Origin of the sequence: Agromyces aureus (genome assembly GCF_001660485.1) — a bacterium.
Taxonomy (GTDB): domain Bacteria; phylum Actinomycetota; class Actinomycetes; order Actinomycetales; family Microbacteriaceae; genus Agromyces; species Agromyces aureus.
The window spans coordinates 1805931-1819426 of the sequence record NZ_CP013979.1; the positions used below are offsets into that span (position 1 = coordinate 1805931).

The 13496-nt window shown below is 70.5% G+C and carries 13 protein-coding genes; 10 read left to right on the top strand and 3 right to left on the bottom strand.

Annotation, left to right across the window (positions count from 1 at the left end; translation table 11 throughout):
* The first annotated feature begins 47 nt into the window (after positions 1-47).
* From ATC03_RS07810 to prfB, 4 genes are all read left to right on the top strand, one after another.
* Positions 48-494, top strand: a complete 447-nt coding sequence (locus ATC03_RS07810; protein WP_067875235.1) for a pilus assembly protein TadG-related protein — start codon at positions 48-50, stop codon at positions 492-494.
* A gap of 55 nt (positions 495-549) precedes the next feature.
* Complete coding sequence (locus ATC03_RS07815; RefSeq protein ID WP_084003379.1) at positions 550-2145, top strand: hypothetical protein; 1596 nt, start codon at positions 550-552, stop codon at positions 2143-2145.
* A 50-nt stretch (positions 2146-2195) separates the two neighbouring features.
* Positions 2196-2474: a hypothetical protein gene (locus tag ATC03_RS07820; protein WP_067875238.1), complete on the top strand. Its 279-nt coding sequence runs from the start codon at positions 2196-2198 to the stop codon at positions 2472-2474.
* A 79-nt stretch (positions 2475-2553) separates the two neighbouring features.
* On the top strand, positions 2554-3663 hold the full coding sequence (gene prfB / locus ATC03_RS07825) for a peptide chain release factor 2 (protein ID WP_067875242.1): 1110 nt from the start codon (positions 2554-2556) through the stop codon (positions 3661-3663).
* 7 nt (positions 3664-3670) lie between these two features.
* Here the strand turns inward: prfB and ATC03_RS07830 are convergent, their stop codons facing one another.
* The gene (locus tag ATC03_RS07830; RefSeq protein ID WP_067875245.1) at positions 3671-4378 is read right to left on the bottom strand and encodes a TetR/AcrR family transcriptional regulator; all 708 of its coding nucleotides are present in this window, start codon (positions 4376-4378) and stop codon (positions 3671-3673) included.
* Positions 4379-4496: 118 nt separating this feature from the next.
* On the opposite strand from ATC03_RS07830, the gene ATC03_RS07835 reads away from it, so the two are divergent.
* The 6 genes from ATC03_RS07835 (at position 4497) to ATC03_RS07860 (ending at position 11386) form a co-directional block, all read left to right on the top strand.
* Complete coding sequence (locus ATC03_RS07835; protein WP_067875247.1) at positions 4497-6206, top strand: amidohydrolase; 1710 nt, start codon at positions 4497-4499, stop codon at positions 6204-6206.
* Positions 6207-6230: 24 nt separating this feature from the next.
* Positions 6231-7748: a Na+/H+ antiporter NhaC family protein gene (locus tag ATC03_RS07840; protein ID WP_067875250.1), complete on the top strand. Its 1518-nt coding sequence runs from the start codon at positions 6231-6233 to the stop codon at positions 7746-7748.
* Between the two features lie 94 nt (positions 7749-7842).
* Positions 7843-9081 carry a cell division ATP-binding protein FtsE gene (gene ftsE / locus ATC03_RS07845; protein WP_067875252.1) on the top strand — a complete coding sequence of 413 codons (1239 nt, stop codon included), beginning with the start codon at positions 7843-7845 and terminating at the stop codon, positions 9079-9081.
* Positions 9078-9989, top strand: coding sequence for a permease-like cell division protein FtsX (gene ftsX / locus ATC03_RS07850; protein ID WP_067875254.1), 912 nt, complete (start codon positions 9078-9080; stop codon positions 9987-9989). Before ftsE ends, ftsX begins: the two co-directional genes overlap by 4 nt.
* 147 nt (positions 9990-10136) lie before the next feature.
* Positions 10137-10613 (top strand): SsrA-binding protein SmpB, encoded by a 477-nt coding sequence (smpB, locus tag ATC03_RS07855; RefSeq protein WP_067875256.1) that lies wholly within the window; start codon positions 10137-10139, stop codon positions 10611-10613.
* A 35-nt stretch (positions 10614-10648) separates the two neighbouring features.
* Positions 10649-11386 carry a tyrosine-protein phosphatase gene (locus ATC03_RS07860; RefSeq protein WP_067875259.1) on the top strand — a complete coding sequence of 246 codons (738 nt, stop codon included), beginning with the start codon at positions 10649-10651 and terminating at the stop codon, positions 11384-11386.
* Between the two features lie 44 nt (positions 11387-11430).
* On the opposite strand, the gene ATC03_RS07865 is transcribed toward ATC03_RS07860, so the two are convergent.
* Both ATC03_RS07865 and ATC03_RS07870 read right to left on the bottom strand, forming a co-directional pair.
* On the bottom strand, positions 11431-12090 hold the full coding sequence (locus ATC03_RS07865; protein WP_067875262.1) for an SIMPL domain-containing protein: 660 nt from the start codon (positions 12088-12090) through the stop codon (positions 11431-11433).
* A gap of 109 nt (positions 12091-12199) precedes the next feature.
* Positions 12200-13489 (bottom strand): glycosyltransferase, encoded by a 1290-nt coding sequence (locus ATC03_RS07870; protein WP_067875265.1) that lies wholly within the window; start codon positions 13487-13489, stop codon positions 12200-12202.
* Positions 13490-13496: the final 7 nt, after the last annotated feature.

A 13496-nucleotide genomic window follows, 5' to 3' on the forward strand; every position in this document is an offset into this window, starting at 1 on the left:
GAGCGGCCCGCGCGCCATGGTGGCGACTTCGGCTTGGAGCCGAACCGGTGTCGACGGATTCGACTCTCCTCGGCGACGATGAAGACGGATCCACGCTGCTGCTCACGATCTTCTTCTCGTTCCTCGCGCTGGTCATCGTGCTGGTCGTGGTCGCGTCGTCCTCGCTGTACCTCGAGCGAAAACGCCTGTTCACGCTCGCCGACGGCGCCGCGCTCGCCGGGGCCGAAGCCTGGAGCCTCGATGACGTCTCGATCGACGGTGATTCGCTCGGCGTCGAGCTCGATGACGACGCGGTGCGCGCCGCTGCCGCGGCGTACCTCGGCGAGGCGGCCGGCCGCCTCGACCGCGTCGAACTCGTCAGGGCCGTGTCCCGCGACGGGCGCAGCGCGACCGTGACCCTGCGCGCCGAGTGGCACGCGCCGATCCACACCGAGGTGCTGCCGCTCAGTGTGCCGATCGAGGTCACGACCACGGCGCGCTCCGTGTTCCACTGATCGCGACGTTCCGCTGATCGCGCCGTCGCGGTCACCCGCCATACGATACGACCTAGTGAGCATCGAGACCGATTCAGAGCTGGGGCGGCAGCAGGGCGAGCCTTCGCATGCCCGCGCCGTCGTCGCCGAGGTGCTCGGCTGGGCCTTCGCGCTCGCGATGGCGCTGCTCGTCACCGCGCACATCTCGACCAGCCGCGCTGAGCTCGTGTTCATCGACGCCGACTCGATGTTCAACGCGCTGCTCACGCACTCGATCGCGTCGGGCGCGCCACAGAGCTGGGCGATGTCACCCGTGCTCTTCGTGCCAGAGGCGATCGCGTTCGGCGCCGTCTCGGTGTTCGTGCCAGACCTGCACTCGGCGTTCATCGTGAGCTCGGTCGTGAACTTCGTCGCCCTGTACGGGGCGTTCCGCGTCGCCTCGGGCAGCCGCCGCACCGCGAGCGCGCCGGTCCTGGGTGCGGTCGCCGGGTACGCCGCCTTCGGCGCGATCTCGCTGCTCGAGTCGGGCGGTGACCGCAACAGCCTGCAGCTCGCGAGCCTGCTCGGCACGACGACGTACTACAGCGCCACGGTCATCGGCTCGGTGCTCGCGATCGGGCTCGTGCGGCGCGCACTCGACACCGGCCGGCTGCGCGCCCGCGCTTGGGCGCCGCTCGCGGCGGTCGTCGCGGTCTCGGCGTTCAGTAACCCGCTCATCGTCGTGTGGGCGGTCGCGCCCACGGCCCTCGTGCTCGTCACCATGGCGATCAGAGCCAGATGGCGGATGCCGCAGCCGCCTCCACTGCCCCTGCAGCTCGTGTTCGTACTCGCCGGGGCATCCGCGGTCGGCATCGTCGCGCGAGCTGCGCTCGGCGACCTCATCGTGGCGCAGGGGTCGGAGTACCTGAAGGACGGCAACCAGTTCGGGGCCATGGGCGACCTGCTGCACCGCCTCGCCGCCGAGCTCGCGCGGCCAGGCGGCATCGGTGCCGCGATCCTGATCGTCGGGGTCACCGTGCTCGCGATCGCGCTCACGTTCTCGCGCACGGCCCACGCCAAGCCCGGCGCGGGTCTGCTCGTCGCGGTGGCGTGGATCGCGCCGCTCGCGTGCACGGTCGGCGTGATCCTGCTCGGCAACCCGTCGCCGCGCTACCTCCAGCCATGGGTGTTCGCGCCCGTGCTCGTGCTCGCGTGCCTCGCCGAATGGACGCCGCCCCGGCTCACGTGGCGGCAGCGGCGCGACGAGCGACGGCGGGGGAGCGTGCTCGCGCTCGCCGCGGCATCCGTCGTCATCGTCGTGCTCGGCGGCATCGGCGTCGCGCGACTCGCGACGGCTCCGACCACCGCATCGGCGACGTCGCTCGCGTGCGTCGTCGACTGGGTGAACGCGACCGACGAGCATGGCGCCGGGCAGTTCTGGACGATCCGGGCGCCCAAGGCGTACGCCGCCGATCCGGCGCAACTGCTGCAGGTGACCCACGACCTGCACCCGTACGTGTGGCTCGTCAACCGCACGGATGACGAGACGACCTCGGTGTCGTTCCTCATCACCGATGCCCAGAGCGCGCCGTTCGCGCTTCCCGGCGGCCTCGAACTCGCGGATGCCGCGACGATCGACTGCGGTCGCTACACGATCCACGACTTCGGGTCGACGAGCATCCCCGTGTTCTGAGACCGGCCACGACGAACGCACCGAGCCCGCGGATGCGTTTGACTGGACCCATGACCTCCGAGCCCCAGCGCCGCGCACGACTCGGGCGCAACACGTCGCGCATCGCGATCGCCGGCGTCGCCGCCGCCGTGATCTCGATGCTGCTGCCCGCGATCCCCGCCCTCGTGGTGGCCTTCGTCGCCTTCGTGCTCGGACTCGTCGCGCGCCGCCAGTTGCGGGTCGACCCGGCGACCGGGCCCTCGTGGGTGTCGATCGTCGCGATCGTGCTCGGCGCATTCATCTTCGTGAGCCAGGGCGCGATCGTCTGGTTCGCGACGATGTCGAGCTGAGCCGGCGTCCGGACCGAACGACGGTCGGCCGAGCACCGCGTTCTCGGCGCGAACCGCGCCCGAGTAGGCTGGGGGAGCCATGTTGGATCTTGACCTCACGCAGGAGATCGCCGCGCTGCGCTCCACCTTCAGCGATATCAGCGCCGTCGTCGACGTCGAAGCCGTCAAGGCCGACATCAACCGTCTGTCAGAAGAGGCCGGCAAGCCCGACCTCTGGGACGACCCCGCCGCCGCGCAGAAGGTGACGAGCGCGCTCAGCCACCGGCAGACCGAACTCAAGCGCATCACCGAGATCGAGCAGCGCCTCGACGACCTCGACGTGCTCATCGAGCTCGCCCTCGAGATGGACGACGAGGAGTCGGCCGCCGAGGCGCGCCAAGAGCTCGCCAAGCTCGAAGAGGTCATCGGCCAGCTCGAGGTGCAGACCCTGCTCGACGGCGAATACGACCCGCGCGGCGCGGTCGTCACGATCCGCTCGGGCGCCGGCGGCGACGACGCCACCGACTTCGCCGAGATGCTCATGCGCATGTACCTGCGCTGGGCCGAGCGGCACAAGTACCCCGTCAAGGTCATGGACACCTCGTACGCCGAGGGCGCGGGCATCAAGTCGGCGACCTTCGAGATCGACGTGCCCTACGCCTACGGCACGCTCTCGGTCGAGGCCGGCACGCACCGCCTCGCGCGCATCAGCCCGTTCGGCTCGGCCGACAAGCGCCAGACGAGCTTCGCCGCCGTCGAGGTCATCCCCGTGATGGAAGAAGCGGTCGAGGTCGAGATCCCCGAGAACGACATCCGAGTCGACGTCTTCCGCTCGTCGGGCCCCGGCGGGCAGTCGGTCAACACGACCGACTCGGCCGTGCGCCTGACGCACCTTCCGACCGGACTCGTCGTCTCGATGCAGAACGAGAAGTCGCAGATCCAGAACCGCGCAGCCGCCATGCGCGTGCTGCAGACCCGACTCCTGCTGCTGAAGCGCGAAGAAGAGGCCGCGAAGAAGAAGGAGCTCGCCGGCACGATCACCGCGAGCTGGGGCGACCAGATGCGCTCGTACTTCCTCTACGGCCAGCAGCTCGTCAAAGACCTGCGCACCGGCTACGAGGTCGGCAACCCGGCGAGCGTCTTCGACGGCGACCTCGACGGCCTCATCGCCGCCGGCATCAAGTGGCGCAAACGCAAGGACGACGACTAGCCGACGGCTACTCGGCGGTCGAATCCGTCGGGCCGGTCGGCGCCTCGCGAGCTGACGAGGGTCGCAGGCCCGCGAGCATCGCGCGCAGTCCGAGTTCGAAGCTGCGATCGGTCGGGCGGATGCCGCGTGCGGCCGATTCCCGGGCGCGCAGCGCCTCGGCGGCGGCGAACGCCGGTGCGGTGGCCGCGGCATCCCCGGGCGACATGATGTCGGCGGGCGCGAGCGCATCGAGCGACGAGCCGATGATGAAGGATTCGAACGCGACGATCGTGTCGACGACGTCGCCTTCAACCCAGCCCTCGGCGAGCAGGCGCACGGTGATCGCCTCGTAGTTGTCGACCGATCGCTGTTGGCCGTCGATCGAGGTGGTGGCGAGCAGGGTGCTGCCCGAGGGGAACGCGGCGAACGCGTCGCGGTAGGTGCGAGCCCAGCGCAGCACGGCCTCGGCGAGCGGTACCTCGCGATCGGTGAAGCCGCTCGTGTCGATGCGCTCGGCGAGCCGCCCGCGCATGGCGCGGATCACCTCGTCGCGGCTGCCGAAGTAGTGGTAGAGCGCGGGGGGCTGCACCGAGAGCGAGCGGGCGAGCGCGGCCATCGTGAAGCCGTCCGTGCCGGCGGTGCGGGCGAGGTCGAACGCCGCGTCGACGATCTGGTCGACGCTCAGCACGCGCGTGCGCGGGCGCCCGGCGGTGCGCTTCGTCGGGGTCTCGGCCACGGGTCTCCTCGTCGGATTTGCGGCGGGCGATGGCGAGGCGTAGCCTGTGCCCGATTTATTTACGATCATTCAATAGTATGGGCGACCCGATGGCGGGGCGCCCGGAAGGCGAGAGCGCATGCATCAGGTGTTCGCCGACACCATTCTCGTCGGAGCGCGCGTGATCACCATGAATCCGCGTCAGCCGAGCGCCGTGGCCGTCGCGATCCGCGGCGGTCGCTTCGTCGCCGTTGGCGACGCCGCGACGCTCATGGAGCTGCGCGGGCCGCGCACCGTGGTCGAGGACCTGCACGGGGCCTGCATCACGCCCGGCCTCATCGACTCGCACATGCACCCGATCCAGGGCATCGAGCTCGCGGTCGGCATCGACTTCGGGGGAGTGCGCGACCCCGAGGTGTTCCTCGCGATGCTGCGCGCCGAGGCCGATCGGGTGGCCGACGGGGCCTCCGGCGGCTGGGTACGCGGGTGGAACGTCGACTACGACGTGTTCTCGACGCTGCCCATGACCGCCGCCGCGATCGACGCGGCGACCTCGCCCGCCCCGGCGTTCCTCATGTGCTTCGACGGCCACACCGCGCTCGCGAACACCGAGGCGCTGCGCCGTTCGGGCATCACGGGCGCCCGAACCTTTGGCGACACCTCCGAGATCGTCGTCGACGAGCGCGGCACGCCCACCGGATGCCTCCGCGAGGACTCCGCGTTCGACCTCGTGCTGCGAACCGCCCCCGAGTACACGCGGGACGAGACGCTCGAACGCGTGCGCGGCATTCTCGGCGGGCTCTCGGCGTCGGGCATCACGGGCGGCTGCATCATGGACGGCAACCCCGGCACGCTCGACCTGCTCGACGAGCTCGACGGCGAGGGCCCGGGTGGCACCGCGACATCCGTCACCCGAGCAGAATCGGGCGACCCCGCGACATCCGAAGCCCACGAGACCGTGAGCGGACTGCCCGTGCGCATCGTCTCGGCGATGGCCCACAACCCCGGCTACGACGAGGAGCGCACCGAGCGGTACCTCGCCCAGCGCGACCGGCACGGCGCCCGCTGGCGCGGCGGGCTCGTGAAGCTCTTCAACGACGGCGTCATCGACACGGGAACCGCATGGCTCTACGAGCCCGACACGCACGGCGACGGCAACAGTTCGTTCTGGGCCGACCCGGCCGAGTTCGAGCGCGTCGTCGCACGCTACGCCGCCGCCGGGTTCCAGATCGCGACGCACGCGATCGGCGACCGCGCCATCGGCACGACGATCGACGCCTACGTCAAGGCGGGCGTGCACTCGCGCCGTGGCGCCCCGCACCGCATCGAGCACCTCGAGCTCCTCGCCGACCGCGACCTCGCGCGCCTCGCCCAGTTCGGCATCACCGCCTCGGTGCAGCCCCTGCACATGCAGTGGCGCAAGGCCGACGGCAGCGACTTCTGGGCCGAACGGCTCGGCCCGGGGCGCGCCGCCCTCGGCTGGCGGGTGCGCGACATGATCGACGCCGGCGCCCCCGTGGCGCTCGGCTCCGACTGGCCGGTGGCGCAGACCGACGCGCGCATCGGCCTCGCCTGGGCGCGGCTCCGCCGCGAACCCGGCAACCCCGACGCCCCGGTGTTCGAGCCCGACCAGGTGCTCACGCCGTACGAGGCCCTACAGGGCTACACCGTCTGGGCCGCGCAGGCCCAGGGCGACCACGACCTCGGCGTCATCGCGCCCGGGTGCCGCGCCGACCTCGTCGTGTGGGAAGACAGCCCGCTCGACGTCGGCGCGGACGACCTGCTGAACCTCCCCGTGCGCACGACGATCGTCGACGGGCAGCCCCTGTACGCGGCATCCGCCGCCTGACCCCCTTCGAATCAAGAGGCAACCATGCAAGACGTCGGCGCGCTCGCGCTCCTCCCCGTCGTCATCATCCTCGTCGTGGCCGTGTTCACCCGGCGCACGCTGTTCGCGATGCTCTGCGGCACCCTCGCCGGTGCCGTGCTGCTCGGCGGCTGGGAGTTCTTCGACTCCTGGATCGGCTACTTCGGCACGGCCATGGCCGACGAGACCCTGCAGTGGCTCATGCTCGTCGTCGTGCTCTTCGGCATCCTGATCACGTTGTTCGAGCGTTCGGGTGCCGTACGCGAGTTCGCCGCGTGGGCCGAGCGCTTCGTGAACTCGCGACGCAAGTCCACCGCGCTGAGCTTCCTGCTCAGCATCGTGCTCTTCGTCGACGACTACCTCAACGTGCTCACCGTCGGCACGTCGATGAAGGCCGTCACCGACCGTTACCACGTGCCGCGCACCGAGCTCGGCACGATCATGAAGATGACCGCGGCGCCGATCGCCGTCATCGTGCCGTTCTCGACGTGGGCGCTCTTCTTCGCGGGCCTACTCGAGGCGCAGGGGGTCACGGCCAACGGGTCGGGCTTCGGCGCCTACCTGCAGGCCATCCCGTTCATCTTCTTCGGCTGGATCGCCATCGCGATCGCGGCGCTCGTCGCGTTCGGCTGGTTCCCGCGGCTCGGCGCCCTGAAGAAGGACATCGCGCGAGCGGATGCCACGGGCGACGTGTTCCCCGTCGGCACCACCGCCGAGGAGCGAGAGGCCGAGGGCGGGCTGCCCGTGCACGCCGAGGTCGGCGAGTTCGCGGCATCCGGTGACGGGGGAGCGCGAGCCGTGGGATCCGCCCCCGAGGCCTCCGGAGCGAACGCAACGACCGCGACGTCGGCGGGGACCGAGGCGACCGCCACCGCCGTCGCGACCCGCGCGCCCGAGTACGTGAAGCCGCGCCCGTGGAACTTCCTCGTGCCGATCGCCGTCATGATCGCCGTGACGATCCTCACCGAGGTCGACGTGCTCAAGGGCACGGTCGCCGCGCTCATCGTCGCGATCGTCATGTACACCGTGCAGCGCCGCCTGAAGATCAAGGCGGTGTTCGAGGCCGCGTTCGACGGCGTGGGCAGCATGCTCTTCGTCATCGTGCTCACCGCGCTCGCCTTCATGGTGCAGCACATGAACATCGACCTGCACCTCGCCGACTGGGTGATCGACACGACCCAGCCCGTCATGAGCGGCGCGCTGCTGCCGGCCATGGTGTTCCTCGTCTGCGGTGTCTACGCCTACGCGACCGGCTCGTTCTGGGACCTCGCCGCGGTCATCACGCCCATCGTGATCCCGCTCGCGTTCGCGATGGACGTGAACCCGATCATCGCGGGTGCCGCGGTCTTCTCGGGCGCGGCGCTCGGTTCGACGACGTGCCTCTACGGCGACGGCATCATCCTCGCGTCGCGCTCGACGGGCATCAAGCCGCTCAACCTGATGACCGCGATCCTGCCGTACGCGGGCATCGCGGCCGGCCTCTCGCTGGTGCTCTACCTCGTCGTCGGGTTCGCCGGCGTCTGAGTTCGAGCGCCACGCGTCCCGATCCGTGGGCGGCGATGCCGATTTCCGGTGTCGCTGCCCACTTTTCGGTACGGCCTGCTTAGGCTCGAACGCGATGATCCGCTTCGACTCCGTCACCAAGACCTACTCCGGGCAGGCGAAGCCCGCGCTGAACGACATCGGCGTGGAGATCCTCCGCGGCGAGTTCGTGTTCCTCGTGGGCGCCTCCGGCTCCGGCAAGTCCAGCTTCCTTCGGCTGATCCTCAAAGAGGAGAAGCCGTCGAAGGGCACGATCCACGTGCTCGGCCAGAACCTCGGCTCGATCTCGAGCCGCAAGGTTCCGTACTTCCGACGCGACCTCGGGGTCGTGTTCCAGGACTTCCGCCTGCTGCGCGACAAGTCCGTCTACGAGAACGTGGCGTTCACGCTGCGCGTGATCGGCAAGTCGCGCGGGTACATCCACACCGCGGTGCCCGAGACCCTGAAGCTCGTCGGACTCGACGGCAAGGGCAAGCGCATGCCGCACGAGCTCTCCGGCGGTGAGCAGCAGCGCGTCGCGATCGCGCGCGCCATCGTCAACAAGCCCCAGATCCTGCTCGCCGACGAGCCGACGGGCAACCTCGACCCGGTCACGTCCGCCGGCATCATGACGCTGCTCGAGCGCATCAACGCGGGCGGCACGACCATCATCATGGCCACGCACGAGGCCGGCATCGTGGATGAGATGCGCCGCCGCGTGATCGAGCTCTCGGCGGGCGACATCGTGCGCGACGAGCGCTCGGCCGGGTACGGCTCGGTCGTCGGCACCCTGCCCGTCGACGACGACGCCGCCGCGGCAGCGGCTGCGGTTGCTGCGGCCGAGGCGGCGAACGCGGCCCTCCTGCACGAGCAGCACGAGCGCGAGGCGAAGGCGGCGGCAGCCGCGACGAAGCCCAAGCGAGCGTCGCGATCGAAGAAGCAGGCCGAGCCCGAACCGATCGCGCCCGTGGTCGGCATGGATGCGCCCGAGACGATCACCGCAGCCGCGCCCAAGGTGACCCCCGAGATGATGCAGCAGAGCCAGCCGCTCTACGTCGAGCCCGAGGCCACCGACGCCGTCACCGATGCGGCGGCCGAGATCACGGCGGCGGCGACCGCGTCGATCGAGATCCCGCGGGGGTCGAAGGCGACGGATGCCGCGGCATCCGCATCGACCGTCGACGCCGTCGACGACGCGACCTCAGCCACCACCGGCGAAGCGGATGCCGCAGCCGACGCGAAACAGCACCTCACGCTCGCCGAACGACTGGGGCTGCGAGCGCCCGGCGGGCCGCGCGAGGGTGACGACGACCAGGAAGTGGGCCCGACGCGATGAGGTTCGGACTCGTCCTCGCCGAGGCCGGCAACGGCCTGCGGCGCAACATCACCATGGTCGTCTCGGTCGTGCTCGTGACGTTCATCTCGCTGACCTTCGTCGGCACCGCCGCGCTGCTGCAGCTCCAGATCGGGCAGATGAAGAACTACTGGTACGACCGGGCGCAGGTCGCGGTCTACCTCTGCACGTCGGTCTCGACGGCCGCCGGATGCGTCGACGGCGAGGCCACGGCCGAGCAGAAGGACGCCGTCGAGGCGCAGCTCACCTCGGACACGCTCTCGCCGTTCATCGACGAGTACTACTTCGAGGACCGCCAGCAGGCGTACGAGAACTTCCAGGAGCAGTTCGCCGGAACGCCCGCGGCCGACTACGTCACGCCCGAGGTGCTCAACGAGACGTTCTGGGTGAACCTCGTGGACCCGTCGCAGTCCGACGTGCTCGTCGAGGCCCTCGCGGGACTCGCGGGCGTCGAGCAGGTGGTCGACCAGCGGCGATACCTCGACCAGATCTTCGACGTGCTGAACGCCGCGAGCTACACGGCCATCGCGGTGGCCGCGATCATGCTGGTCGCGGCGGCGCTGCTGATCGCGACGACGATCCGCCTGTCGGCGTTCTCGCGCCGGCGCGAGCTCGGCATCATGCGGCTCGTGGGTGCCTCGAACCGGTTCATCCAGACGCCCTTCATCCTCGAGGGCGTGTTCGCCGGACTCATCGGGTCGGTGCTCGCCGGCGGTGCGGTCGTGGCGATCGTGCACTTCTTCGTGCAGGGCTACCTGAGCGAGCGATTGTCGTTCACGTTCGTCGACCTCGGCGACGCCCTGCTCGTCGTGCCCCTGCTGATCATCGTCGGCGTGCTGCTCGCGGCGCTGTCGGCGGGCATCGCGATCCGGCGCTACCTGCGCGTCTGAGGCTTCGTCGGCGTGCTGCCGCGCAGTGCGCCGACGCTGCCGCGACGGTGCCGCCCGCGCATGCGGCGTCGGGCTGCGTGCGCGTGCACTAGAGTGAAAGGCTGCTCCGGATGCCGGGGCATCCGTCGAATCGAGAAGGAGCATGCCGTGCCCAGGGAACGCGGTCAGAAGGTGGTGGCGACCAACCGCAAGGCGCGCCACGACTACACGATCGAGGACACCTACGAGGCGGGCATCGTGCTCACCGGAACCGAGGTGAAGTCGCTCCGCGAGGGGCGCGCGTCGCTCGTCGATGGGTACGCGTTCATCGACGGCGGCGAGATGTGGCTCGACGCGGTGCACATCCCGCAGTACACCGAGGGCACGTGGAACAACCACTCGCCGAGGCGCAAGCGCAAGCTCCTGCTGCACAAGCAGGAGATCGTGAAGATCAGCCACCGCACCGCGCAGGGCGGGTACACGCTCGTTCCGCTGCAGATCTACTTCGCCGACGGTCGGGCCAAGGTCGAGATCGCGGTCGCCAAGGGCAAGCGCGAGTACGACAAGCGCCAGGCGCTGCGCGAGAAGCAGGACAAGCGCGAGTCCGACCGTGCCATCTCGAGTCGCCGCAACCTCGGCGACTGAGCCGACGGTCGGAGGCCGGGGGTAGGCTCGACGCGATGGAGACCCCGACCCGAATCCCAGTTGCCGGCACCTTCAACTTCCGCGACGTCGGCGGGCTTCCCGCCTCGACCGGCACGATCCGCGACGGCGTGCTGTTCCGCTCCGACGGCCTGTACCGCCTCGGCGACGAGGGGCGCGACCAGCTTCGCGACCTCGGCGTCGGCATCATCATCGACCTCCGCGACGAGCAGGAGGCGGCGCGCATGCCCGACGACCTCGACGGGCTCGACGTCGAGGTGCTCCGGCTGCCGGTCTTCGAGGGCTCCGGGGCCTCCCAGGGCGCGGCGGGCATCTCGCTCGAGGCGCTGTACGACCGCATCGTGACGCAGCACGCGCCGATCGTGGTCGACGCCGTGCGCGAGATCGCGAGTGCGGGCGATCGCAGCGTGCTCGTGCACTGCACGGCCGGCAAGGACCGAACGGGTGTCGTCATCGCGATCACGCTGCTCGCGGTCGGCGTCGACCGCGACGCCGTCATCGAGGACTACGCGCGCACCGAGGGCAACCTCGCGGGCGAGTGGCTCGAAGAGATGATCGAGCTGATCGGCCGCTACGGCGTGCCCGACAGCCCCGCGCTGCGCACGCTCATGGGCGGCAGCCCGCGCGAGGCCATCGAGGGCGCCATCGAGACGATCGAGCGGGCGCACGGGTCGGCACGCGAGTACCTGCTCGCGTCGGGGCTCACCCTCGACGAGCTCGCACGCCTCGAGCACCTGCTCGTCGACGCCGACTGAGGCCGGCCGAGGTCGTCGGCCGCCGGGTCGCGGTCCGTCGTCGGTCAGCCCGCGTCGGCCGTGAACCTGGCGTCGACGGACGCCTCGATCACGAGATCGAGCGGTGCGAACTCGGTCGATCCGCCACCGCCCTGGTCGGCCACGGCCCGCATCATCATGGCCTTGGGCATCGGCGACGGCTGGGATCCGAGCAGGCCGTGGTCCGAGAGCTCGACGACCTCCGGCGCACCGAGTCCGAGCGCCGACGCGTAGACACCGGCCTTCGCGATCGCAACGGCGACCGCACCCCGCTGCGCAGCCTCTTGGGCGCCGCGGCGCGTGGCATCCGTCAATCGCCAATCGACGCCGCCGATGGTGAGCTCGTCGGAGGTCGCCGCGTCGCCGAGCCACTCGCCGAGCCTGGCGAGGTCGCGGAACACCACCTCGACGTCGGCACGCGCCTCGTGCACGAGCGGCAACTGCCGGCCCTCGGCGTTCCACGGACGCTGCGACCAGACGCGCAACTGCGGCGCCGACCAGCTCTCGAGAGCGCCGGATGCCTCGAGCTCGCGAACCGCCGCAAGCAGGCGCTCGTGGGCGGCCCGAGTGCGAGCCAGGACGTCGTCGCGGGACCCGCCCGAACCGCCGACCGACAGGGTCACGGCCGCGAGCTCGGGGGCGATGCGCTCTTCGGCGCGGCCGGTGACGGCGATGGTGGTCGGCATGGGGTCCCCTCTCGACGGCGGGCGCCGGTGGGGCGGCCCGAGGCCCGCACGAGTGCGGCCGAGGCCAGCCTAGGGCGCGTCCCCGACAGCCGCGCCGAACGGCCGCACCTCACACGGGCAGCCGTGCCGGCAACGCCCCCGCTCGGTCGAAGAGTCGTTCGAACACCACGCCGCGGTCGAACTGCAGCGCGTACGCCCGGGCCGCAGCCGCGCGTTCGGCGCGTTCGGCGGGGGAGAGGGCGAGTGCGGCGTCGATCGCGGCGGCGATGGCATCCGGATCCTCGACGGGCACGATGGTCGCGTGCGAGCCGACGGCCTCGATGATGCCGCCCGTGTCGGTCGTGATGACGGCACCGCCGCCCGCGAGCATCTGCTCGGCGAGCGCGATGCCGAACGTCTCGACGAACTCGGGTCGCGGTTTGCTCGGCAGCACGTACGTCGCGCACCCGGCCATGAGGTACGGCTTCTCGGCGTCGTCGACGTCGTCCAAGAACACGATGCGATCGGCGACGACGGATGCCGCCGCGAACTCGCGCAACGCCTGCTCTTCGGGCCCGCGACCGACGATCACGAGCTTCAGCCGCCCGTTCGCCGCCGTGCGCTCGAAGCCTCGGATGAGGTCGTCGACGCCCTTCGCCTTCGTCAGGCGGGAGAGGAACAGCACGTACCCGTCGCGTTCGAGGCCGCGCATCGCGAGGGTCGCCTCGATCACCGCCGGGTCGAGGTCGAGGTACGCCGACGTGTCGATCGCCGGGTACGAGATGTCGATGCGGCGGCTGCACTGCTCGGCGAAGGCCGTGCCGTGCTCCGCATCGATCTCGGCGGCCGAGCTCACGATGAGGTCGCGGGTGTACTCCGAGACCGCCACGCAGTGGTCCTGCGAGAGGTAGCTCGAGAGCACGTGCGCCGCGGCGCCGAAGCGGCCCTCGTCGACGCACGAACGCACGACGTTCGTGACATCCGACCCCACGGCCTCGGCGATGGTCGTGACGTTGACGGGCAGCCCGGTGTTCCAGGCGGCGCGCACGGCATCGGCCACGGCGATGGTGTGCGGGCTCAGGTAGAGCGAGAGGCACACCGTCGGCACGCCGTCGGTGAACAGTTCGATGAGGCGCCCGGTCAGGCCGGCGAGATATCGCCCGTCGGGCACCTTGTAGTCGCCCACCGGGTCGGGGCGTTCGACGAAGATGCCCTCGCTGTAGGGCAGCATCGTGTCGAGGGGCTTCAGTGGGAGCCCCGTCGCCTGCAGTCGCTCGATCGGCCAGGTGACGATGCGCACCTCGTCGAATCCGCGTTCGATCGCGGCCTCGGCGAGGTTGCGTCCCTCGACCGAGTGCCCGCAGATCACGGGGTCGGCGCGATTGACGATGACGAGACGGTTGCGTGGTGTGCCGGTCATGATGGTT